At 67.2% G+C, this 21,137-nt stretch carries 19 protein-coding genes, 1 tRNA gene and 1 pseudogene; 2 read left to right on the top strand and 19 right to left on the bottom strand.

Going from position 1 to position 21,137, the window contains the following annotated elements; translation table 11 throughout:
• Positions 1 to 2 precede the first annotated feature (2 nt).
• From BKA04_RS09105 to BKA04_RS09040, 14 genes and pseudogenes are all read right to left on the bottom strand, one after another.
• Positions 3 to 1,181: an MFS transporter gene (locus BKA04_RS09105; protein ID WP_104096126.1), complete on the bottom strand. Its 1,179-nt coding sequence runs from the start codon at positions 1,179 to 1,181 to the stop codon at positions 3 to 5.
• Positions 1,182 to 1,201: 20 nt separating this feature from the next.
• Entirely contained in the window at positions 1,202 to 1,792 is a 591-nt protein-coding gene (locus BKA04_RS09100) for an isochorismatase family protein (RefSeq protein WP_104096722.1), read from the bottom strand.
• Positions 1,793 to 1,811: 19 nt separating this feature from the next.
• Positions 1,812 to 3,335 (bottom strand): D-alanyl-D-alanine carboxypeptidase/D-alanyl-D-alanine-endopeptidase, encoded by a 1,524-nt coding sequence (locus BKA04_RS09095; protein WP_104096125.1) that lies wholly within the window; start codon positions 3,333 to 3,335, stop codon positions 1,812 to 1,814.
• A gap of 45 nt (positions 3,336 to 3,380) precedes the next feature.
• Entirely contained in the window at positions 3,381 to 4,382 is a 1,002-nt protein-coding gene (locus BKA04_RS09090) for a Gfo/Idh/MocA family protein (RefSeq protein ID WP_104096124.1), read from the bottom strand.
• A 10-nt stretch (positions 4,383 to 4,392) separates the two neighbouring features.
• Complete coding sequence (locus BKA04_RS09085) at positions 4,393 to 5,253, bottom strand: hypothetical protein (RefSeq protein WP_104096123.1); 861 nt, start codon at positions 5,251 to 5,253, stop codon at positions 4,393 to 4,395.
• Between the two features lie 223 nt (positions 5,254 to 5,476).
• Positions 5,477 to 5,549: transfer RNA gene (locus BKA04_RS09080), tRNA-Thr, on the bottom strand.
• A 45-nt stretch (positions 5,550 to 5,594) separates the two neighbouring features.
• Positions 5,595 to 6,242, bottom strand: a complete 648-nt coding sequence (locus BKA04_RS09075; protein WP_104096122.1) for a TetR family transcriptional regulator — start codon at positions 6,240 to 6,242, stop codon at positions 5,595 to 5,597.
• Positions 6,243 to 6,288: 46 nt separating this feature from the next.
• Positions 6,289 to 7,833 carry an alpha/beta fold hydrolase gene (locus tag BKA04_RS09070; RefSeq protein ID WP_104096121.1) on the bottom strand — a complete coding sequence of 515 codons (1,545 nt, stop codon included), beginning with the start codon at positions 7,831 to 7,833 and terminating at the stop codon, positions 6,289 to 6,291.
• Positions 7,830 to 9,014 (bottom strand): DNA polymerase III subunit delta', encoded by a 1,185-nt coding sequence (locus BKA04_RS09065; RefSeq protein WP_104096120.1) that lies wholly within the window; start codon positions 9,012 to 9,014, stop codon positions 7,830 to 7,832. The genes BKA04_RS09070 and BKA04_RS09065 overlap by 4 nt, the downstream gene beginning before the upstream one ends.
• A gap of 20 nt (positions 9,015 to 9,034) precedes the next feature.
• Entirely contained in the window at positions 9,035 to 9,655 is a 621-nt protein-coding gene (gene tmk, locus BKA04_RS09060) for a dTMP kinase (RefSeq protein WP_104096119.1), read from the bottom strand.
• 2 nt (positions 9,656 to 9,657) lie between these two features.
• Complete coding sequence (gene topA, locus BKA04_RS09055) at positions 9,658 to 12,411, bottom strand: type I DNA topoisomerase (protein ID WP_104096118.1); 2,754 nt, start codon at positions 12,409 to 12,411, stop codon at positions 9,658 to 9,660.
• Between the two features lie 68 nt (positions 12,412 to 12,479).
• Positions 12,480 to 12,857 carry an Rv3654c family TadE-like protein gene (locus tag BKA04_RS09050; protein WP_104096117.1) on the bottom strand — a complete coding sequence of 126 codons (378 nt, stop codon included), beginning with the start codon at positions 12,855 to 12,857 and terminating at the stop codon, positions 12,480 to 12,482.
• Positions 12,854 to 13,180 carry a TadE family type IV pilus minor pilin gene (locus BKA04_RS09045; protein ID WP_104096116.1) on the bottom strand — a complete coding sequence of 109 codons (327 nt, stop codon included), beginning with the start codon at positions 13,178 to 13,180 and terminating at the stop codon, positions 12,854 to 12,856. Before BKA04_RS09045 ends, BKA04_RS09050 begins: the two co-directional genes overlap by 4 nt.
• A 3-nt stretch (positions 13,181 to 13,183) precedes the next feature.
• Positions 13,184 to 13,364: pseudogene (locus BKA04_RS09040) on the bottom strand (DUF4244 domain-containing protein).
• Positions 13,365 to 13,678: 314 nt separating this feature from the next.
• Between BKA04_RS09040 and BKA04_RS09035 the strand changes: the two are divergent.
• Positions 13,679 to 14,914: a hypothetical protein gene (locus BKA04_RS09035; protein ID WP_104096115.1), complete on the top strand. Its 1,236-nt coding sequence runs from the start codon at positions 13,679 to 13,681 to the stop codon at positions 14,912 to 14,914.
• Here BKA04_RS09035 and BKA04_RS09030 read toward each other — a convergent pair.
• The 3 genes from BKA04_RS09030 to BKA04_RS09020 form a co-directional block, all read right to left on the bottom strand.
• Positions 14,895 to 15,866 carry a type II secretion system F family protein gene (locus BKA04_RS09030; protein ID WP_104096114.1) on the bottom strand — a complete coding sequence of 324 codons (972 nt, stop codon included), beginning with the start codon at positions 15,864 to 15,866 and terminating at the stop codon, positions 14,895 to 14,897. The genes BKA04_RS09035 and BKA04_RS09030 overlap by 20 nt on opposite strands.
• A complete protein-coding gene (locus tag BKA04_RS09025) occupies positions 15,859 to 16,968 on the bottom strand; it encodes a TadA family conjugal transfer-associated ATPase (RefSeq protein WP_104096113.1) in 1,110 nt (369 codons plus the stop codon). Before BKA04_RS09025 ends, BKA04_RS09030 begins: the two co-directional genes overlap by 8 nt.
• 64 nt (positions 16,969 to 17,032) lie before the next feature.
• Complete coding sequence (locus tag BKA04_RS09020; RefSeq protein WP_167309715.1) at positions 17,033 to 18,220, bottom strand: low temperature requirement protein A; 1,188 nt, start codon at positions 18,218 to 18,220, stop codon at positions 17,033 to 17,035.
• A 263-nt stretch (positions 18,221 to 18,483) separates the two neighbouring features.
• On the opposite strand from BKA04_RS09020, the gene acs reads away from it, so the two are divergent.
• Positions 18,484 to 20,463, top strand: a complete 1,980-nt coding sequence (acs, locus tag BKA04_RS09015; protein WP_104096111.1) for an acetate--CoA ligase — start codon at positions 18,484 to 18,486, stop codon at positions 20,461 to 20,463.
• Positions 20,464 to 20,469: 6 nt separating this feature from the next.
• On the opposite strand, the gene BKA04_RS09010 is transcribed toward acs, so the two are convergent.
• Together BKA04_RS09010 and BKA04_RS09005 are read right to left on the bottom strand one after the other, a co-directional pair.
• Positions 20,470 to 20,931 (bottom strand): RidA family protein, encoded by a 462-nt coding sequence (locus BKA04_RS09010; RefSeq protein ID WP_104096110.1) that lies wholly within the window; start codon positions 20,929 to 20,931, stop codon positions 20,470 to 20,472.
• Positions 20,931 to 21,119, bottom strand: coding sequence for a DUF4177 domain-containing protein (locus BKA04_RS09005; protein WP_104096109.1), 189 nt, complete (start codon positions 21,117 to 21,119; stop codon positions 20,931 to 20,933). Before BKA04_RS09005 ends, BKA04_RS09010 begins: the two co-directional genes overlap by 1 nt.
• Between the last annotated feature and the right edge of the window lie 18 nt (positions 21,120 to 21,137).

Below are 21,137 nucleotides of genomic sequence, written 5' to 3'. Positions count from 1 at the left end.
AGTCACAGCGCGCCCTCGTCGGCCGCTTCGGCCGTCGTGTCCCCGAGCGGTCGCGGATGACGCGGTCCCGACGCCGGCTCCCGGAGCAGGAACGCGAGTCCGAGGCTCAGTACGGTGAGCCCGATGAGGATGAAGAAGCTCACCCGGAGGTTCGTCTGGTCGGCGATCCAGCCGAGGAGCGGGCTGAACAACCCACCGACCGTGACGGCGAGACCGACCGTCACACCGCTCGCGATGCCGATCCGGTTGGGCAGGTAGTCCTGCCCGAGGATCACGAACACCGCGAACGGTACGAAGATCGCGATGCCGAACACGGCCACGAAGACGAGCGCAATCGGCCAGGTGGGCGCGAGAACGAGTCCGAGGAGCGACGGGATCGACACGGCGAACCCGATGCGGATGCTCACAAGCCTGCCCACGCGATCCGCAAGCCAGCCACCGAAGAGCGTGCCGACGGCCCCGAAGGTGAGGAACACCGTGAGTGCGGCGCCACCCAGAGCCTGGGAGGTCCGGAAGTCGTGAATGAAGTACAGAGCGATGAAGGAGACGGACCCGAAGAACACGATCGAGCGCACCACCACGACGGCCGTGAGGCGCAGGAACCCCGGCCAATTGTCCGGTCCGGGCGGATGCTGAACCGGCTTCGGGGCGTCCCGCGGGCCATCGAGCACCCGCTGCAGCCGCAGCACGATCACGACCGCCATGACGGCGGCGGGGATGAGCAGGTACGGGGTACCGCCGAGCCCGGTGAACAGCAGGAGCGGTGTTGCGACCAGAGAACCGGTCGCGAAGCCCAGGTTTCCTCCGACTGCGAACACGCTCATCGCTCGGTTGCTGTTCCCGGCCGCGATGCGCGCGGCCCGCGCCGCCTCGGGATGGAACGCCGAAATCCCGATGCCGGAGAGTGCAATCACGAGCCAGGTCATCCAGTATTCGGGGGTGAACGCGACGAGGCTCACGCCGATCGCCGCCGTGACCATGCCGGCCGGTATCAACCAGCGCCGTGGAGTTCGATCTCCCCACCATCCGAACGCGGGCTGGGCGACGGAGGACAGCAGGTTCGCCGCGAGGGTCAACCCCGCGACGGCCGCGTAACTGTATTGGCGTTCGAGAACCAGGAACGGCAGCAGTGCGGGCACGACACCCTGGTAGAAATCGTCGATGAGGTGGGATGTCGCCATGAAGGCGATCCCTCCTCGATTCACTCGAGAGATGTCGACACCGTGATCTCCGCTCCGGCATGGCCGAGCTCGGCGATGGCGGCCTCCGAACTCTGCGGGTTCACTCCCGCGACGAGGTCGGTGAACACGCGCACGTGACGCCCGTGCGCAAGCGCGTCGAGAGCGGATGCCCGAACGCAGTAGTCCGTCGCGATGCCGACGACATCGATGTCGATGACGCCCTGTTCGTCGAGGACCTCTGCGAGGGTTCGGCCATCGGCCGTCGTCCCCTCGAAGATCGAATAGGCCGGGACGCCCTGTCCCTTGAGGATGTGCTCGGTCACGAACGTCGTGTCGAGGTCCGGGTGATACTCGGCCCCGCGGGTCTCCGCCACGCAGTGCACCGGCCACGTGGTCACGAAGTCGGGCTCAGCATCCGTCGCGAAGTGCCCGCCGTTGTCGCCATCCGCGTTGTGCCAGTCCCGCGATGCGAACACGTGGTCGTACAGTCCTGCGTGGCCACGCAGGAGACTCGTGATCCCGGCGGCGACCGCTGCCCCGCCGGCGACGCCGAGAGCTCCGCCCTCGGTGAAGTCGTTCTGAACATCGATGATGAACAGCGTCCTGCTCATGGTCATCTCCCGAAGTGTCTCAGTTGTTGGAGAGGTTGTTTCCGCACTTGTAGATGCTGGTCGCCAGGGTGTCGAGCGCGATCGTCGCTTCCGACTTCACGGGACCGAGTGCGTAGAACGCGAACGCCAGCACCGAACCGTCATCCGCCTTCGTCCATCCGGCCAGCGTTCGCGACGAATTGATCCAGCCGGGCTTCGCCGTCACGTGGCCCTTCGCCACCGCGTTTCCTCCGGTGAACCGGGTGGCGAGCGAGCCGGAGACCCCGGCGACCGGCATGGCGGATTTCACGGGGCCGAGGCCCTGTTCACCCGTCGCCACCTTCGCCATGAGCTGGGCGACGAGCAGAGGCGGAATGACATTCTTCGCGCTGAGCCCTGAACCGTCCCTCACGAACATCCCCGTCGTGTCGAGACCGAGGTTGCCGATGGTCGAGTTGAAGATGGAATTGAGCGATGCCGCGGTCCCTCCGCCGCCCCACTCCTTCGACACGACTCGAGCGATCATCTCTCCGAGAGTGTTGTCGGAGTACGGCAGCATCTGCCCGATCAGGGTCTTGATCGGCTGGGACTTGACTTCCGCGAGCTTGGCGGCGCCGGGGAGGGCCGTACCCTTCGAGACCTCGACCGGGTAGCCGAGATTCAACGCCGCGATGAACGCTGCGCCAGCGCGGCCGATGGGGTCGGTGCTTCGCGGGCTCGTCATCGCCTTCGGGTTCGCACGGTCGCCGTCCACCATGAGCGCGGTCACCTCGGAGTGGTATCCGATCGTCTGCTCGCTGCGCTGCCAGGTGGAGTCCCACTTGTCAGACGGATCCCAGTAGCTCGCGTCGAGGATGACGCTCGTGATCTGCTCGCCGGGATGCGCCTCCTCCCACGCGGCCGTCGTCTGCGCTGCGAGGTCTGCGAGCTTGGGCGCCCCCTTGTAGACGCTCTCGGATCCGGGTGGAAGCGCGCTGAGCGTCGGGTCCCCTCCACCGACAAGCACGATGCTCCCCGGTGTCGATCCCTCGACAACCTTCGTCGTCATCCGGAAGTCGGGGCCGATCGTCATGAGCGCGGCCGCAGCCGTGAACACCTTGAGCACGCTCGCCGGCGATGCCGGCTTGTCCGCGTTGCGATCGAACAGCACCTCTCCGGTCGTCACGTTGATGACGGAGCCCTCGAACGTGAGCAGTCGCTTGTCCTTCGCCGCCGTGTTGATCGAACAGGTGCGCAGCGCCGTGGCAGCGGCGGGCTCGAGCGGAACGTCGCGTGGCGGAATGGGCGCAGGGGTGTCGGACTCGACCAGGGCGACGGGTTTGACAGAGCCAACGGCGACGCCGGAGAACACGGCCGCCGTACCGAGGAGCAGGAAGATCACACCGAGTGCGGAGAACATCCAGGCGTTCGGATGCCGGGCGATCGTCGCCGCGAGACCTCGCGGCGGTCTCCCATCCGAACCGCCGGTGCCGCCCAGGACCTGCGTCGCGGGTTCCGAACGCGAGGCGGTGGAGTCTCTCCTCTGGCGTGCTGACCGTCTGGTCTGGGGCTCCTCGTCACTCACCCGCCCATGATATCGGGGCAAACCCCGCTCCGCCTGCCCACCGGCCTAAGCCTGTGCGACTCCCGTCGATTCCTGCGGGTAAACCAGTCCGATCTGGCGTCGGATCTCGTCGAGCGTCTCCATGATGGCGATCGATTCGGCCGGTGGGAGCACATCGTTGTCGCTCGACCCCTCGGCGACGAGACGTTCGAGCTCCCACGCCTGGAACTGCATGCCCCGGCCGGTCACCGGTTCGTCCCAGCGTTCGACGGTGTTGCCGGCGCTGTCGAACACGGTGAAGGAGGTCGGCATGTACCAGACGGCATCGATGTCGATCCTTCCCGCCGTGCCGATGATGCTCGCCCCGTTCGGCCCCCTGGTGTCGAGCGCGGTCTGCAGCACGGCGTGGGCGCCGCCCCGGTAGGCGAGGATGATGCCCGTCTGCCGGTCGACGCCCGTCTCGGTCATGCTCGCACTGGCGAGGATGCGGTCCGGCCCCCCGAAGAGGTCCCAGGCGAGCGAGATCGGATAGATTCCGAGATCGAGAAGCGCCCCGCCTCCGAGCTCGGGATTTCGGATGCGCCCCAGCGGATCATTCGACAGCCGCTGGTTGTGGTCGGCGAGGAGCGTGTGGACGTCCCCGATGGCGCCGCTTGCGATGAGTTCCCGGATCCGGACCATGTGCGGAAGGAACCTGGTCCACATGGCCTCCAGGATGACCTGCCCGCCGGATTGCGCCCGCGAGACCATGGCGCGCGCCTGTGCGGCATTCAGGGCGAAAGGCTTCTCGACGAGCACATGCCTTCCGGCATCCAGCGCAAGGAGTGTGTTCTCGGCGTGCACCGGATGCGGAGTCGCGATGTAGACGGCATCGACCGCGTCGTCCGCGACGAGCGACTCGTAGCTCGCGTGCGCGTGCTCGATTCCGAACACCGACGCGAATCTCTCGGCGCCGACCTGACTTCGCGATCCGACCGCTGTGACGGTGAAGCCGTGTCCGACGAGGTCAGAGGTGAACGCGTGAGCTATTCCACCCGTGCCGAGGATGCCCCAGCGAAGTGAACCCATGGAGGCGAATCTAGCAGCCGCCCCATCGCGACGCGGCGCGGGTGAAGGAGTACGGCTCGTTCGGGATTCCACCGTGTGTCATCGCGAAGTAGATGCACACACCGCTGACGCTTCCGGTGTAAGTGGGGCGATAGAGAGAGGCGCGGTGAGGCAGCGAGTTCCACCACTTCGTCGCGACCGTCGCTCCCGTGTTGCCGTAGCCGCCGGCAAGGTTCCCGTCGCAGCCGACGCTCGGAACGCCATCGCTGCGCGTCGAACCGATGTGCCCCCATGCGCTGTTCGGATCGGTGCTCGGATCCTCCGCCATCCAGAAGAGCCTGGTCTCCATGCAGCTGTCGTAGCGGAAGTGACTCAGGGCGATGGGCTTCAGGCAGTTGGCCACTCGAATCGCGTTGTACGTGAGAGCGAAGGATGCGAGGTCGGCGCTGGTCGTGCCGGCCACACCCCCGGCCGATGTGCGTCCTGGCGCACCGGGAACCGTTCCGCTGACGGCCGAGGGGCAACTGCCGCCCGAGGCCTCCACGGCGGCGCGACGTGCAGCGGTACCGCTCGCTCGGTCTGCGGCCGATACCTTCACGACGGGCTTCGGTACCGGCTTCTGCGCCAGGTGCTCCGAATCCTTCGTGAGTTGTGCGGCTCGCGTTTTGGCCTGAGCGGCGATGGCTGCTTCGCTGAGGTTCGCGACCTCGACCGACGCGCTCGTCGTGGTGACGGCCTGCGGAGCCGAGGCGAAAATGGGAAGCAGTGTCTGCTGGCCGGCGTTCGCCGCAGACACCGTGCCGAAGAGCGAAGGCCCGCTGCCCCCGACGAAAGGAAGCACGAGCGTCAACACAGCCGTGAATACGGCGATGAGAAATGCGGAACGCTTCACAACAGTCCCCCCCAGGCACTGGTTTCTGCCACCGTTCCCCAACGGTGCGCGTATTCCACGCTATGTCGACTGGTGCCCGATCGCAATGCGCGTGGGCTCGGATTGCCCGTATCTCCCCTGTTTTGGGGGCGATTCGTTACCGGAAATGTGACGCGCTCGGGGGGTGGAACAGCTCGTCGGTCCCCCTAATGGAGGACTGATCGACCCCCAAAGGCCTTTCGGGAGCCGCCTGTCAGAATCGAACTGACGACCTTCTCATTACGAGTGAGATGCTCTACCGACTGAGCTAAGGCGGCGGGCCTCCCACGAGAGGAGACACAGCATGAAAGCTTAGCGGATCATCAGCGCACGGTTGCCGCGAGAGTCTGCTGCAGCTCCTCGAACGCCTGGCGGACGCGACGCGCGAGCGGCTCCGAGTCGTCCATGTCGATCCAGCTCCGGTACGCGAAGCGCATCGTGGCGAAACCGACGAGGCTCAAGAGGTGCGCCCTCCTCGCGAGTGCATCCGGCTCTCCCACGAGCATCGGGTCATCGGCGGCGAGCCGCCGCCGGACGAGCTCCGCGAGTTCGTCCTCGAACAAATGGAGGGACGACATCCGCTTGGCGAAGAGTTCCGGATGCTCGCGAAGCAGCACCCTGCGCCGCTGGTTGACCGTCCGGTCGTCCACTATCGCATCCGATGCGGCCTCGAACAGCCGGCCGAGGCCCGAGAGGACGTCTGCACCGCTGCCTTCCGTGAGGAAGTCCTCGGCAGCGGCGAGGTCCGCCAGCGACGGGAAATCGCCGAGGACCGCCTCTTCTTTCGACGCGAAATAGTTGAAGAACGTGCGAGGGGACACGTCAGCCGCGGCACTGATCTCGTCGATCGTGACCCGCTCATAGCCATGTTCCGTTGCGAGGTCCAGCACGGCGTGCTGGATCGCGCGGCGGGTGGCACGGCGTTTGCGCTCTCGAAGGCCCGGCTCGCTCTTCTCCGAAGCATCGATCATGGGATCATTCTTGCAGATTGTGCAAAATTGCACCAGACGAGCGGGGTCAGCAGTCGGGGTCGCTCGTGGGCACCGTGCCGCTCACGAAGAACTGGTCCACCGCGTTGTTCACACACGCGTTGGACTTGTTGTATGCCGTGTGGCCCTCACCGTGGTAGGTGACGAGGTGCCCGTTGTCGAGCTCTGAGGCGAGATTCTTCGCCCACTGGTACGGCGTGGCCGGGTCGTTCGTCGTCCCGACGACGATGATCGGCGCCGAACCCGCAGCGTGGATCGGTCCTCGCACGCGGGTCGCCTTGAACGGCCAGTCGTCGCAGGACGTTCCGCCATAGGACATCTGCGGCCCGAAGGTGGGCGCCGCCCTGGCCAGTTCTGCTGCCTCGGCGCGCAGCGTCGCCCTCGAGCTCGTGGAGATGTAGTCGAGGCAGTTGATCGCGATGAAGGCCTCGGTGGAATTGTCCGCGTAGGTGCCGTCGGCGTTTCGGCCGTAGTAGGCGTCCGCGAGCTGGAACGCGTAGTCGGCGTTCCCCTTCATGACATCCGCGAAGAGGTCATTGAGGTACTTCCAGTTCGACTCGCTGTAGAGCGGCAGGATGATCGCGTTGAACATGGCGGCGGAGCCGAGCATCCGACCATCGGATGCTCGCAGCGGGCTCGCATCGAGACCGTCCAGGATCGACCGGATCTTCGCCATGGCGCCGTCCACCGTGCCGCTGAACGGGCAGCCCTTCCCGGTCATGCAGTCCTTGAGGTAGGCGCGAGCGGCATTCTCGAACCCCACCGCCTGGGTCTCGGTGACCTCGAAGTCGGTCGTCGCTGGATCGATCGCACCGTCGAGAACGAGATGGCCCGTCTTCGTCGGGTACAGGTCCGCGTAGGTGGCGCCGAGGAACGTCCCGTACGAGTAGCCAAGGTAGTTGAGCTTCGTGTCGCCCAGGACCGCGCGAAGCAGGTCCAGGTCGCGCGCGGCGCTCACCGTGTCCACGAATCCGAGAAGGTCGCCGGTGTATTTGAGGCAGGCCTGCCCGAAGTCGGCGTTGGACTTCTCCAGGTCGCTGATCCAGGCATCCGACCCGACCGGATTCGGCGGGATGTCGAACAGGAAGGCATCCATCTGCGACGGGTCGCTGTAGCACGATACCGCAGAGGACTTGTTGACGCCGCGGGGGTCGAAGCCGACGATGTCGTAGTGCGTGGTGAGGGTCGCATCCACGGCGTACGTCAGGCTGTCACGAATGAAGTCGTAGCCGGATCCGCCGGGTCCACCCGGGTTCACGAGCAAGGAACCCAGCCGTTGGCCCGTCGCCGACGCACGAATGAGTGCGAGCTCGATCGACTTGCCGGACGGGTTGCTCCAGTCCATGGGAGCAGTCGCCGTCGCACACTGGAAGGTGCCTTCGCACTTCGACCACCGGAGCACCTGCGAATAGTACGGCTGGAGATCTGCCGCGACCGTCTCCCCCGTGGGCACCGAGGTCTTCGCCGGCTCCGGCGGGAGAAAGGCGGACACGCATCCGCTCAAGGGGACAACGAGTGCGAGGCAGGCTGCAACGAGCGCCACCCGAATCCCGCGAGTCGTCGTGCGCGTCATGATGGTGCCCTTCTCGCGGTGATGAGCATGGCCTCGAGTGCGAGTGCCGGGGAGACGTTGTTGCCGATGCGGCGACGTGCCGTCGCGATGGCGTCGAGGGTCGCGAGAGTCTGCGCCGGGCTCGCGGACGCGGCCGCCGCCCGCACGCGGTCGATCACCGCGAGGTTGATCGGTTCGACATCCGAACCGAGCTGAACGAGAAGGATGTCCCGGTACAGGGAGAGCAGGTCGACCATGATGCGGTCGAGGCCATCGCGGAGGCTCCTCGTGGCGCGCCGCTTCTGGTCCTCCTCGAGCGACCTGAGTTGCGCGCGCAGGGCGGGTGGGATCGTACCGCCGGGCTCCACGCCGAGCGACCGGAGTGCGCTCTCCCGCTCCTCGGCATCGCGTTCCTCCGTGATCGACTTCGCATCGTCCGCCGCGGCCTCCAGGAGCGCGCCGGCGGCCAGCACCGCATCCGAGACGGTCCGGATGCCGAGCGCAGCATCGAGGGTGCGCTCGCGGCGGACGCGCGCCTGCTCGTTGGTGGCGAGCCGATGCGCCATCCCGATGTGGCTCTGCGATTCGCGCGCAGCTCTCGTGGCCAGCGCGAGGTCGACACCGTCCCTGCGCGCGATCAGTTCGGCGACGTCCGCAACCGCGGGTATCCGCAGCCGCACACTGCGCACACGGGAGCGGACGGTGGGGATCAGGTCCGCTTCGCTCGGTGCGCACAGGATCCATACGGTGCGGGGCGGGGGTTCCTCGAGGGCTTTGAGGAGGACGTTAGAGGTACGCTCTGTCATCCGATCGGCATCCTCGATGATCATGACGCGGTAGCGGGCCACCGATGGCGAGAACTGGGAGCTCGTGACGAGCGAACGGACCTCGTCGATGGAGATGATGACGCGCTCCGTGCTGAGCACTCCGAGATCCGGATGCGTCCGCGCCTCCACCTGCCTGCGTGCGGCCGCGTCGCCCTCAGGGTCGCCGGGGCTCAGAAGTGCCGTCGCGAACGCGAACGCGAGGTTGGAGCGCCCGGATCCCGGAGGGCCCGTGATGAGCCAGGAGTGGGTCATCGAACCCTCGGGATGCGACGGCGACGCCGCCGCATCCCGGTCGCTGAAGGCAGGGTCGCCCGCTGCGGCCCTGAAGACCGCGATGGCCTCCGACTGACCGGTCAGTTCGTCCCAGATCGACATAGCGCCCAGTGTATTGACGCTCAGGCCAGGAGCGCTGAGACCCTGGCGCGGATCTCGGTGGCGATGTCGTCGACCGGCTGGGTCGCGTCGAGCACGAGGAACCGTTCCGGCTCGGCATGGGCCGCCTCGAGGTAGGCCGCGCGCACGCGATCGTGGAACTCCTGTTCCTCAGCCTCGAGCCGGTCGTAGCGCGTTCGGGATGCGGTGAGCCTGCCCCTGCCGAGGTTCGCGTCGAGGTCGAGGAGCACGGTGAGGTCGGGCACGAGACCATCCGTCGCCCACAGGGAGATGTTCTTGACCTCGTCGGCCCCGAGCCCCCGCGCGACCCCCTGGTACGCGACGGAGGAATCGAAGTAGCGGTCCTGCACCACCATCTCGCCGCTCTCGAGCGCGGGCCGCACCTTCGTCGCGATGTGGTGGGCTCGGTCTGCCGCGTAGATGAGTGCCTCGGACTTCGGGGCGATGTGACCGCGGCTGTGCAGCACGATCTCCCGGAGTTCGTCGCCGAGCTCGGTTCCACCGGGCTCTCTCGTCGTCAGGACTCTGTGACCATGCTCGACGAGCCACGCGACCAGGAGATCCAGCTGGGTCGACTTGCCGGAGCCATCGCCACCCTCGAACGTGATGAACAACCCGGCCATGGCTACTTCTTCGCTGCCGTCTTCTTCGCTGCGGGTTTCTTGGCGGCGGTCTTCTTCGCCGCGGGCTTTCGCGTGGTGGACTTCGCCTTCGGCTTCGCCGGCCCTTTCGCGCGCTTGTCGGCCAGGAGCTGGACGGCCCGTTCGAAGTCGATGTCCTCGACGGATTCTCCGCGCGGGATCGTCGCGTTCGTCACGCCATCCGTCACGTACGGCCCGAACCGGCCGTCCTTGACCTTGACCGGCTTGCCGGACTCCGGATCCGCGTCGAACTCCTTGAGAGCACTCGAAGGGCGACGTGCACCGTACTTCGGCTGGGCGAAGACCTCGAGGGCACCGGCGAGGTCGATCTCGAAGATCTGCTCCTCGGAGGTCAGTGACCGCGAGTCGGCACCCTTCTTCAGGTACGGCCCGAACTTGCCGTTCTGGGCGGTGATGTCCTCCCCGGACTCGGGGTCCTGGCCGACCACGCGGGGCAGGTTCAGGAGGCGCAGCGCGGTTTCGAGGTCGATCGTGGCGAGATCCATGGTCGCGAAAATCGATGCTGTGCGCGGCTTGGGCGCAGTCGACTTCTTGGACGCCTTCTTCCTGGGCTTGTCGGTGACCTCGCCGGTTGCGGTATCGACGGACTCGACCGCAGAAGCGGGCGGCTCCGGCTCGAGCTCGGTCACATAGGGTCCGTACCGTCCGTTCCTCGCGACGATCTCCTTGCCGTTCTCGGGGTTCACTCCGATGACGCGATCCTCGACGACGGGCGCGTCGATGAGTTCGTGCGCCTTCTCGACGGTCAACTCGTCCGGGGCCAGGCCGTCGGGGATGTTCACACGGCGCGGTTTCGCGTCGGGCCCCGCATCCGGGTTCTCGACCTCAAGGTACGGCCCGTATTTGCCGATGCGCAGGGTCACCGTGTCATCGAGCCGGATCGAATTGATGGACTTCGCGTCGATCTCGCCCAGGTTGTCGATCACGTTTCGCAGGCCTCGATAGTTCGCGCCGCCGAAATAGAAACTGTTGAGCCAGTCGACCCGCTTCTCGCTGCCGTCTGCGATGCGGTCGAGGTCGTTCTCCATCCCCGCGGTGAAGTCGTACTGCACGAGCTCCGTGAAGTAGTCCTCGAGGAGGCGCACGACCGAGAAGGCGATCCAGTTCGGAACGAGGGCGGTTCCTCGGGGCGTGACGTAGCCCCGATCGATGATGGTCGAGATGATCGACGTGAATGTCGACGGCCGCCCGATACCGAGCTCCTCGAGCGTCTTGATGAGACTCGCTTCGGTGTACCGCGGCGGCGGCGAGGTCTCGTGCCCCTTGGCCTCGACGTCGGACAGGTCGAGCGTCTGCCCCTCAGCCAGCTGCGGGAGCTTCGCCTCCGTGGGTTCCGCGGATTCGTTGCGCTCCTCGTCCCGGCCCTCCTCGTACGCGGCCAGGAACCCGCGGAACGTGATGACGGTCCCGCTCGCCGAGAACTCTGCGAGTGTGCCACCCGCCTGCGCGGCGATCGTGGCGGTGGCCGTCGATCCGCGTGCATCCGCCATCTGGGATGCGACGGTGCGCTTCCAGATGAGGTCGTACAGCTTCCAGTCGTTTCCGCGCAGCGTTCCTTCGAGTTGCGTCGGGGTGCGGAAGGTGTCGCCGGATGGCCGGATCGCCTCGTGCGCCTCCTGCGCGTTCTTGGAGCGGCCGGTGTAGACCCTCGGCGCATCCGGAACCGTCTCCGGCCCGTAGAGCGCGGCGGCCTGGCTCCGAGCGGCGTGCACCGCCTGCTGCGAAAGGGCAGGCGAGTCCGTACGCATATACGTGATGAATCCGTTCTCGTACAGGCCCTGCGCGACGCTCATGGTCTGGCGGGCGGAGAAGCGCAGTTTCCTCGCTGCCTCCTGCTGCAGCGTCGAGGTGGTGAACGGCGCGGCCGGCCGCCTCGTGTACGGCTTCGATTCGAGCGAAGCGACCGTGAAGGAGGTGGAGTCCTCGCGCAGCGCGGCCGCGAGCGCCTCCGCGGCCTTCTCATCGAGGGCGACGACGTCGGCCTTCAGTCTGCCCGTGTCGTCGAAGTCCCTGCCCGTCGCGATGCGCGTACCGTCGAGGCGAACGAGTTTCGCCTCGAAGCGTTCTGCCGACGCCTGAGGCGAGAGTTCGGCGAGCAGGTCCCAGTAGCCAGCACTGACGAAGGCCAGGCGTTCGCGTTCGCGGTCGACGACGAGTCGGGTCGCCGCGGACTGCACGCGCCCTGCCGAGAGCCCCGGCCCTACCTTGCGCCACAGCACGGGCGATACCTCATAGCCATAGAGCCGGTCGAGGATTCGCCGGGTCTCCTGCGCATCGACGAGGTCCGTGTCGATGTCCCTCGTGTTCTCGCGAGCGAACTGGATGGCATCCTTCGTGATTTCGTGGAAGACCATCCGCTTGACCGGAACCTTCGGGTTCAGCACCTGCAAGAGGTGCCAGGCGATCGCCTCCCCCTCGCGGTCCTCATCTGTTGCGAGGTAGAGCTCGTCGGCATCCTTCAGCGCGCGCTTGAGGTCCGCGACGGTCTTGCGCTTCTGTTCGGAGATCACATAGTAGGGCTCGAAGTCATTCTCAACGTCCACCGAGAATTTGCCGAGCGAACCCTTCTTGAGCTCCGGCGGGAGGTTCTTCGGCTCGATGAGGTCGCGGATGTGACCGACGGAGGCCTGCACCTCGTAGCCGTCGCCGAGGTACTGCGCGATGGTCCTGGCCTTCGCCGGCGACTCGACGATGACAAGCTTCTTCGTGCCGGGCACGCGACTCCTTCAACTTTGGTCTACTGCAACACGGGACACCCTACACACAGAAACAGCGCGTGGACTCGTCACTTCCCTGTCGGTGGCGGTCCCGCCGTGGCGGTCGCCGCCACGGGAAACCCGAGAACCGCGATGCTGACCCTCACGGTCACAATAACCCCATCTGCCTGACATTCTGTCACCACGGCGCGATTGGCTCTCGCGACGGATGCTGCGGTAGAGCAGGGAACACCCGGCGCGATCCCGACCGCGACGTCGGCTGCGGCGAGCGCAGCGGCATCCGCAGCGGAGGTGGCCCGAGCCCTCGCGACGAGCACGCTACAAAGAGGTACGGCGAGGAGGAGGGCGACGAGGATCGCGCTCACGACTGCGAGCCCGAGCACAGTGCCGGCTCCGGACTCGGCGTGCAGGCTCACCCGGCCGGCGCCCGGGAGCGGCGTCGTCATCCGCCACCGGCGAGCGCGCAACTGGATGCCGAGACCTCGACCGCGCCGAGAATACCGGCGAGCGGTGTGCCCGGCACGGTGACGACAGCGCAGACGAGATTGCCGCGCCGCTCGATTTGCATCGCCGCACCGGCCACGAGTGCCGCGACATCGAAGGATGTACCCCGTGCGGCGCTCCTCGCGGCGAGCGCAGCGGCATCCTGCACCCGCAGTTGACGGGTGGAGAGCTGCAGGCCGCCGAGGCAGAGCGCGAGCACGATCATGACGGCGGGCACGACTGCAGCGAACTCGGCCGTGACGCTGCCGCGCTGGTCGCGCAGCATCCGTCAACCGCCGAACGCGAGTGCGCGCTGTACGAGGTCGAACAGTATGCCCCGCACCTCGTCGCTGCGCAGGATGGCGACGAGCAGGCCTGCAAAGGCCACCCGCTGCCATTGTCACGATGGCGTACTCTGCCGTCGCGGCGCCGCGTTCTTCCACCATGCGGCGTCGAATCCAGACCATCATCCTGGTCCTCCTTGTCTATTGGTCGTGCCAGTGTGCGCCGAGACTCGACCAGACCGAACGCGAGAGTCTTCGGATCGGGGATAACGGAGAACCCGGCGCCTGTTGAGGACGGGAGGACGGCCGGTTCAGACGCCCCGCTCGCACGCCGACACACCGTCCATGAGTTCTTGTCATTGCCTCAACGGGAGGGTCCCCCAACCGCCGGAAATACTGAGGAATTTTGTCCTTGTCAACCGGAATCCCGCGCGACTACTCTGAACTCGATCCGCACTCCCTGCGGTCGAATTCGACCCTTGAGTCTGAACGGAAACGCCATGCGTCTACGAAGCTCGATTCCGCTCACGATCGCAGGAGGCACCGTCCTCGCACTCGCGATCGCCGCTCCAGCATTGGCGCTGACGCGCACCTGGACCTCGCCGACGGATGCGTCCTGGTCCGTCGCATCCTGGGGCGGCGGCGTTCCGGTCGCGGGAGACGACGTGACCTTCGACGGAGGACCGAGGTCGACCTACGACCTGGGCAACCTCACCTTCGGAACCTTCACCTTCCTCTCGACGCACGAGGTCGCCAACGGCACGGGTTCGATCACCCTGCACAGCGGTCTCAACGTGCTCGCGCCCTCAGTGGTGCGCATCGATCCGCTGCTCAGCATCGACGCCCCTCAGGTGTGGTCGGTCGAGCAGGGTGCCGAGTTGTCCTTCCCTTCCGCGGTGAAGACCGACGGAGCAAGTGCCCTGACCCTCGACATCGAGGGGACCATGACCATCGAGGCGACCGGCAATCTCGACGCTCTCGCCACCGGATGCGTGATCAAGGATGGCTCTGGGCTGCTCCGCCTGCTCGGCGGGGGTGGCGGCATGGGTACCTGCGCAGGCGACCTCGCCGGCCTCGACGTCAAGGCCGGCGAGGTCGCGATCGTCGGCAGCCCGAACCTCGGCGGCAAGGACTTCGCGGTCACCGGTGGCGCCCTCACCGGGGGCACCGACTCCACGGCGGCCGTGGTGCACTCGCTCAGCCTCGCCGCGGCCGGAGTGTTGAGCCCGGGAGCCACGAACGGGGACGACATCGGCAAGATCGACCTCTGGGGAACCTCGAACTGGACCGGCGGCACCTATCAGGTCGACTGGGATGCGACGGCCGCGGACTCGGACTACGTGCACGGCGCCAACCAGGCCATCTCGGTGAACGGGACGAAACTCGATGTCCGGCTGGCCGGATCGCCTTCCGTCGGCGACGCTGTGAAGATCCTCGGATCCGATATCTCCTACACGGGCCAGTTCAGCTCTCCCGAGGGAGTATCGCTCGCCGACGGTGACGAGTTCACGTCGAACGGGCAGATCTACTCCATCGAGTACATCACGCAAGGTGCAGAATCCGGCGTGCTCCTGCACTGGCTGCGCGCAGCACCGGTGCCGCCCCCCGCGCCCGCACTCGCCGACACGGGCGTCGATTCCTGGCCTGTGGCGCTCGGCGCGTTCCTCGTGATCGGAGTGGGCGCACTCCTGGCCGCACGCCGTCGACTCCGGCTGTTCACAACCCGACGACCGTAACCGAGACGACCGCGATCATGAGCGGCGCGACTCCCAGGAGGAGGAACGCCGGCAGGATGCACAGCCCGAGCGGCATCATGAGGGTCACCGAGAGCGCTGCCGCCTTCGCCTGAGCGGCGAACCGCGCCTCGGCCCTCGCCTGCTCCGCCTCGGCGCGCAGGAGGGCGGCCGCGGGAATCCCGGCCCGCCGTGACAGTTCCAGCACACTGTCAGCGCCGCCGGTCCCGGCACTCGGGAGTCCGCAGCGTTCGAGCGCCTCGATGACGGTCGCGCGGGCACGATCGAGGGCGGCTCCGCCGGAGACCGCGATCGCCAGCAGTTCGAGCGACAGGCCCGGGGTGAGATCCGCGGGTCTCGCCGCGCGCAGCAGTCGGCGGTTCCAGGCGCGGGCCGCGAGCATGAGTGCGATTCCCGCGACGAGACACAACGCTCCGGGTATGGTCCCGAACAGCACCCCGAGCGTGTCGAATCCGAGACCGAGACCGAAGAGGATGCCGACGACCGGCAGCACCGTGACGAACCTCGCGGTCGCGGCCGGCCCGGCGAGCGCCACAGCGACGTCGCGCTGGGTCTCGGCGAGGTCGCGGAGCGACGTCGCGAAGTCGCGGAGGCTCCGGGCAAGCGGAGCGCCGGCATCCGAAGCGACGAACCACGCGGCGGCGAGACCGCGCCAGGCCGCCGCAGCCGATACCCGGGCATTCCGCCGCGGCGAAGCCGCGTCTCGGGGCACAGCCGCCAGGATCGCCTCGGCGATCGGTTCGCCGGCGGACCGCGTAGCGACGGTCGCGACGATGGCCCGCGCCACATCGCCATCCGGTCGGCCACGAGACGATGGCTCGAGGGACTCGGCGAGGTAGCCCCAGGCCGATATCGGCGCGACACCGGCGGCGAGCAGGACACCGAGTCGCTGCACGACGCCAGCCACCGGTTCGAGGCTCCCGGACTCAACCATCGGATGCCTCCGCCGGGAGCGCCGGCGCCGGGCCGGGCAACGCCTCGGTGCGCAGCCTGCCTGCGGCATCCACCGTGAACCTCCCGATAGCGAGAAGGCGACGGATGCCGTTCCGCCTCCCGACGTGCAGCACGGCGCCGATCGCACTGACCGCCTGCCGCGCGATCGCGGTGACCCCGAGCCCGGCGAGTGCGCCGAGGGCCTCGAGCCTGGCCGGAACATCCTCGAGCGAATTGGCGTGCAGGGTTCCCGCTCCGCCGTCGTGCCCCGTGTTGAGGGCGGCGAGCAGCTCGCGCACCTCGGCGCCGCGGCACTCGCCGAGTACGAGCCGGTCCGGCCGCATCCGCAGCGCCTCGCGCACGAGACGGGCGAGCCCGATCTCGCCCGCGCCTTCCAGGTTGGGCTGCCTCGCCTCCAGGGAGACGAAGTGCGGGTGGTCCACCTGCAGCTCGGCGACATCCTCGATCGCGATGATGCGCTCGGTCGGCGCCGCGGCCGCGAGCAGGGCGGAGAGCAGCGTCGTCTTGCCGCTGCCGCCGGCCCCGGTCACGAGGATGTTGGCTCGCCGCGCCACGAGGTCGAACACCGCCTCGACGGGGACCTCGTCGAAGAACCCCGCTGCGGCGAGATCGTCGATCGCGAGTCGCCGCACGCGCGGGAGCCTGATCGACAGCAGCGTCCCTCGCGGCGAGACGGGCGGGAGCACGGCGTGCACCCGGATGCCGTCGTGCAGGCGGACATCCACACACGGGGTCGCCTCATCGATGTGACGCCCGCCGAGCGCGATGAGGCGGACGGCGAGCGCGCGCAGTTCAGGCTCAGCCAGCGGAAGCGACGGCCCTCGCTCCGGACCCTCCCCCCGGTCGACCCACAGTTCGCCCGCGCTGTTGACGAAGACGTCGGTGACGGCCGGGTCCGACACGAAGGAGGCGAGTTCGCCGAACTCCGGGAGGTTTCGTGCGGGCGGCGTCGAGGTGCCCGAGCCGAAAGGGTCGGCACCCCCAGAGCCGACCCGCGATGGGCCATCCCCCAGCAACTCTCTCGGCCGCGATGGGGTTCCTGGGCGCACGGCCACGAAGCGCGGTGCAGCATCCGGGGGCATGCGGACAGGCTAGGTGCCCCGGTTACGCGACCAGAAGGCGTGCCCGGCATCCGGGGCCATCCGCTCAGTCGACGAGTTGTGGAGGACCGGATGTGTGCGCCGCGGTCCGCTCCAACGCCAGCGCCACCAGGTCGAGCGCCACGAGGGTGACAGCGATGAGCGCGATCGTGACCCACGCCGGGAGGCCGCCGCTGACGAGGCAGGCGAGCGCGGGCAGCAGCACGCCGGGGACGACCAGCAGCGCGAGACGTGCACGATGCCGGCCCAGTCGCAGCCCGATGGTCCCGTTCGTCAGGTAGAGGATGCCGACCCCCGTCGCCAGGAGAAGTCGCACTCCGGGTGGAAGCGGCTCTGCCGCCTCGACCACCGCGGTGCCGATCGACGCCGCCACGAAAGTGAGCCCGACGATGAGCAGGAACGGAAGGTACATGACCACGTCACGTAACGCGCCGTAACGTTGGGCGCGCTGTGCGGACTCCAATCCGACCTCCGTCGACGGTATTCCCCACCGGAAGAATCCGCGCGCGATCATGGCGCACACCACGAGCCCGAAGAGGGCGGAAGCGCCCCCTTCGACGCTCGGATGACCGGCCAGTCCGGTGACCGAGAGGTACACGGCCTCGCCGATCACGATGACGACGAAGAGACCGATCCGCTCGAGGGAGTGCGAGACCGAAGCGCGGTCGTAGATCTCGAAGGAGAAGCGCGAGCGGATCGCGAGAAGCAGCATCTCGCCGCCGACCGCGACCGCCCAGAGCACGTACTGATACGGAGCCGGCACCACGATCGACACGAGCCACAGAGCGGCAGTCACCAGGTTGTAGGCGACCGTGCGCCACGGGGAGATCGAACTCGCCGACGTCGTGCGCGGCACCATCCACATGATGAGGAGAAGGATGCGGATCCACGCCGCCCCTGCCGCGTAAAGCCAGGCGAAACGGTCGATTCCGCCCGAGATCGCGACAGCCATCATGGCGGGGCCCGGCATCGCCGCGACGACGAGTGCCCCCATCACTCGGAACCGCTCACCAAACAGGTTGTTGGTGATCATGAGGTTCGCCCATGCCCACCACAGCGGGAAGAGCAGGAGCACGAAGGCGACGATCGTGCCGAGCGACGGATCGACCTCGATGAGGTGAACCGAGACGGCGACGACCACGACGAACACGAGATCGAAGAACAATTCGTACCAGTCCGCTGCGCCGTGGCGCACCGTCGGATTCTGCGCCGTGGGAGCCGGGTCTGAAGACATGACCACCATCATCCGCCTGTACCGGATACCGCGACAACGCCTTAACGAGAGGGGCGGCGCCTGTTGGGGGGAACGGGCGCCGCCACGGCAACGAACTGATTGGGGGGAATCATTGGTGTTCGCTGCAGACCGGACTCTCGTCCGGCACCGATCAGTCTAACGCAGCGCACTCCCGTTTGGGGGGCGACTTTCCCAGCGAGTAGTGTCGAGTTTTGTGCGGCCGTGCATGCCGCGCGATACGCGAAGAAGCGCCCGGGAGAAACATGAGCGAAACGATCGACAGCCTGCTTCACGAAGAGCGGCGTTTCCCACCATCATCCGATTTCACTGCCACATCGGTCGCCACACCCGCCCTCTATGAGGATGCCGGGAAGGACCGCCTCGCATTCTGGGCGGACCAGGCCCGTGAACTGCTCGAGTGGAGCACCCCGTTCACCGAGACTCTCGACTGGAACAACCCGCCGTTCGCCCGCTGGTTCGCCGACGGCCGACTCAACGTTGCGTACAACTGCCTCGACCGTCATGTTCTCGCCGGCAACGGCGATCGGGTGGCCATCCACTGGGAGGGCGAGCCGGGCGACTCCAGGTCCATCACCTACGCGGAACTCACCCGGGAGGTGATGAAGGCGGCGAACGCGCTCGAGGCCCTCGGCATTCGGCGCGGAGACCGGGTCGCGATCTACCTCCCCATGATCCCCGAGGCCGTGATCGCGATGCTCGCCGTCGCACGCCTTGGCGCCATCCACTCGGTCGTCTTCGGCGGTTTCAGCGCAGAGTCGCTGCGCTCCCGCATCGAGGATGCCGACGCGAAGCTCGTGATCACCGCCGACGGCGGCTGGCGCAAAGGCAAGGTCTTCCCCCTCAAGAACGCCGTGGATTCCGCGATCGCCTCCCAGACGGATGGCACGTCGACGGTCGAGCACGTGCTCGTCGTCCGCCGCGGCGAGAACGATGTCGACTGGACCGAGGGGCGGGATCTCTGGTGGCACGATGTCGTGGACTCCGCGCCCGACGAGCACGAGGCCGAGCCGTTCGAGGCGGAGAACCCGCTCTTCATCCTCTACACCTCCGGCACGACGGGGAAGCCGAAGGGCATCCTGCACACCTCCGGCGGTTACCTCACCCAGTGCGCATACACGCACAAGAACGTCTTCGACCTGCACCCCGAGACCGACGTGTTCTGGTGCACGGCGGATGTCGGCTGGGTCACGGGGCACAGCTACGTCGTCTACGGTCCGCTCGCCAATGGCGCGACCCAGCTCATCTACGAGGGCACGCCGGACACCCCCCACCCTGGGCGCTGGTGGGAGCTCATCGAGAAGTACGGGGTGACCATCCTGTACACCGCGCCGACCGCCATCCGTGCCTTCATGAAGACGGGTCGGGAATACCCGCAGAAGTTCGATCTCAGCTCGCTGCGCGTGCTCGGGTCGGTGGGTGAACCGATCAACCCGGAGGCGTGGATCTGGTACCGCGACATCATCGGCGGCGGCAGGACCCCGGTCGTCGACACCTGGTGGCAGACCGAGACGGGCGCGATCATGGTGTCAGCCCTCCCCGGGATCACTTCGGCCAAGCCCGGCTCCGCGCAGGTTCCCCTCCCGGGGATCTCGGTGGATGTGCTCGACGAGTCCGGCAACCGCGTCGGCAACGGGAACGGTGGCCTGCTCGTCGTGACCGAACCCTGGCCGTCGATGCTGCGCGGCATCTGGGGCGACCCCGAGCGCTTCATCGAGACCTACTGGGAGAAGTTCGACTTCGAGGGCTCCCCGAATCGCAGGATGTACCTGGCCGGCGACGGCGCGCGGCTCGACTCCGACGGCGACGTCTGGATCCTCGGGAGGGTCGATGACGTCATGAACGTCTCCGGTCACCGCTTGTCGACCATGGAGATCGAGTCCGCGCTCGTCTCGCACCCGATCGTGGCGGAGGCCGCAGTGGTCGGGGCGTCGGATGACACGACGGGCCAGGCTGTTGTGGCGTTCGTGATCCTCCGCGCCAAGCAGGCCGAGGCCCAGACCGCCGCCGAGGCGGAAGCGCTCCTCAAGGCTCAGGTCGCAGAACAGATCGGAGCGATCGCTCGCCCACGCCGCATCTTCATCGTCACCGAACTGCCGAAGACCAGGTCGGGCAAGATCATGCGCCGTCTGCTTCGGGATGTCGCGGAGGGCAGGGAGGTCGGCGACACGACGACGCTCGCGGACACCCAGGTGATGAATGTCATCACCGACAAGCTGAGATAGCGCGGATCAGGCGAATTCGAAGACGAACTCGATCTCGACCGGGGCATCCAGCGGCAGCACCGCAACGCCGACGGCGCTTCTCGCGTGCTGACCGGACTCCCCGAAGATGTCGCCCAGCAACTCTGACGCGCCGTTGATGACACCCGGCTGGCCGGTGAACGACGGGTCGGAGGCGACGAATCCGACCACCTTCACAACGCGGGTGATGCGGTCGAGCGATCCGATCGCCGACCGAGCGGCCGCAAGCCCATTGAGCACGCACGTGCGCGCGAGAGTCTTGGCATCCTCTGGAGTCACGGCCGCACCCACCTTGCCGGTCGCGGGGAGCACTCCCCCCACCATCGGCAGTTGACCGGACGTGTAGACGAGGCTCCCGCTCACGACGGCCGGAATGTAGGCGGCAACCGGCTTGGAGCCCTCAGGAATCACGAGTCCCAGTTCGGCGATGCGGTCGTCGAGAGCGGACATCAGCTGTTCTCCTTCGATGTGTCGGGTGCCGACTCGCGCTTCAGGTACGCCACGAGCCCGCCTTCCGGACCCTGGACGACCTGCACGAGCTCCCAGCCCTGATCGCCCCAGTTATTGAGGATGGCAGTGGTGTTGTGAACGATGAGCGGCGTCGTGAGGTACTCCCAGCGCGGCATCACGGCATCCATTCAGGTTTCCCGGGCGGT

The sequence above is a fragment of the Terrimesophilobacter mesophilus genome, from assembly GCF_014200375.1.
GTDB lineage: Bacteria > Actinomycetota > Actinomycetes > Actinomycetales > Microbacteriaceae > Terrimesophilobacter > Terrimesophilobacter mesophilus.
The sequence above is the reverse complement of the archived record's forward strand: the minus strand, read 5'-3'. Positions and strand labels throughout refer to the sequence as shown.

What these genes read in the sequence shown, in the direction of transcription:
- BKA04_RS09025 (WP_104096113.1), bottom strand. Translation starts at nt 16,968, where the DNA reads ATGCCCCCGGATGCTGCACCGCGCTTCGTGGCCGTGCGCCCAGGAACC.
- BKA04_RS09070 (WP_104096121.1), bottom strand. Translation starts at nt 7,833, where the DNA reads ATGACGCGCACGACGACTCGCGGGATTCGGGTGGCGCTCGTTGCAGCC.
- BKA04_RS09030 (WP_104096114.1), bottom strand. Translation starts at nt 15,866, where the DNA reads ATGGTTGAGTCCGGGAGCCTCGAACCGGTGGCTGGCGTCGTGCAGCGA.
- BKA04_RS09090 (WP_104096124.1), bottom strand. Translation starts at nt 4,382, where the DNA reads ATGGGTTCACTTCGCTGGGGCATCCTCGGCACGGGTGGAATAGCTCAC.
- BKA04_RS09005 (WP_104096109.1), bottom strand. Translation starts at nt 21,119, where the DNA reads ATGGATGCCGTGATGCCGCGCTGGGAGTACCTCACGACGCCGCTCATC.
- tmk (WP_104096119.1), bottom strand. Translation starts at nt 9,655, where the DNA reads ATGGCCGGGTTGTTCATCACGTTCGAGGGTGGCGATGGCTCCGGCAAG.
- BKA04_RS09020 (WP_167309715.1), bottom strand. Translation starts at nt 18,220, where the DNA reads ATGTCTTCAGACCCGGCTCCCACGGCGCAGAATCCGACGGTGCGCCAC.
- BKA04_RS09045 (WP_104096116.1), bottom strand. Translation starts at nt 13,180, where the DNA reads ATGCTGCGCGACCAGCGCGGCAGCGTCACGGCCGAGTTCGCTGCAGTC.
- BKA04_RS09105 (WP_104096126.1), bottom strand. Translation starts at nt 1,181, where the DNA reads ATGGCGACATCCCACCTCATCGACGATTTCTACCAGGGTGTCGTGCCC.
- BKA04_RS09010 (WP_104096110.1), bottom strand. Translation starts at nt 20,931, where the DNA reads ATGTCCGCTCTCGACGACCGCATCGCCGAACTGGGACTCGTGATTCCT.
- BKA04_RS09075 (WP_104096122.1), bottom strand. Translation starts at nt 6,242, where the DNA reads ATGATCGATGCTTCGGAGAAGAGCGAGCCGGGCCTTCGAGAGCGCAAA.
- BKA04_RS09050 (WP_104096117.1), bottom strand. Translation starts at nt 12,857, where the DNA reads ATGACGACGCCGCTCCCGGGCGCCGGCCGGGTGAGCCTGCACGCCGAG.
- BKA04_RS09065 (WP_104096120.1), bottom strand. Translation starts at nt 9,014, where the DNA reads ATGTCGATCTGGGACGAACTGACCGGTCAGTCGGAGGCCATCGCGGTC.
- BKA04_RS09100 (WP_104096722.1), bottom strand. Translation starts at nt 1,792, where the DNA reads ATGAGCAGGACGCTGTTCATCATCGATGTTCAGAACGACTTCACCGAG.
- BKA04_RS09035 (WP_104096115.1), top strand. Translation starts at nt 13,679, where the DNA reads ATGCGTCTACGAAGCTCGATTCCGCTCACGATCGCAGGAGGCACCGTC.
- acs (WP_104096111.1), top strand. Translation starts at nt 18,484, where the DNA reads ATGAGCGAAACGATCGACAGCCTGCTTCACGAAGAGCGGCGTTTCCCA.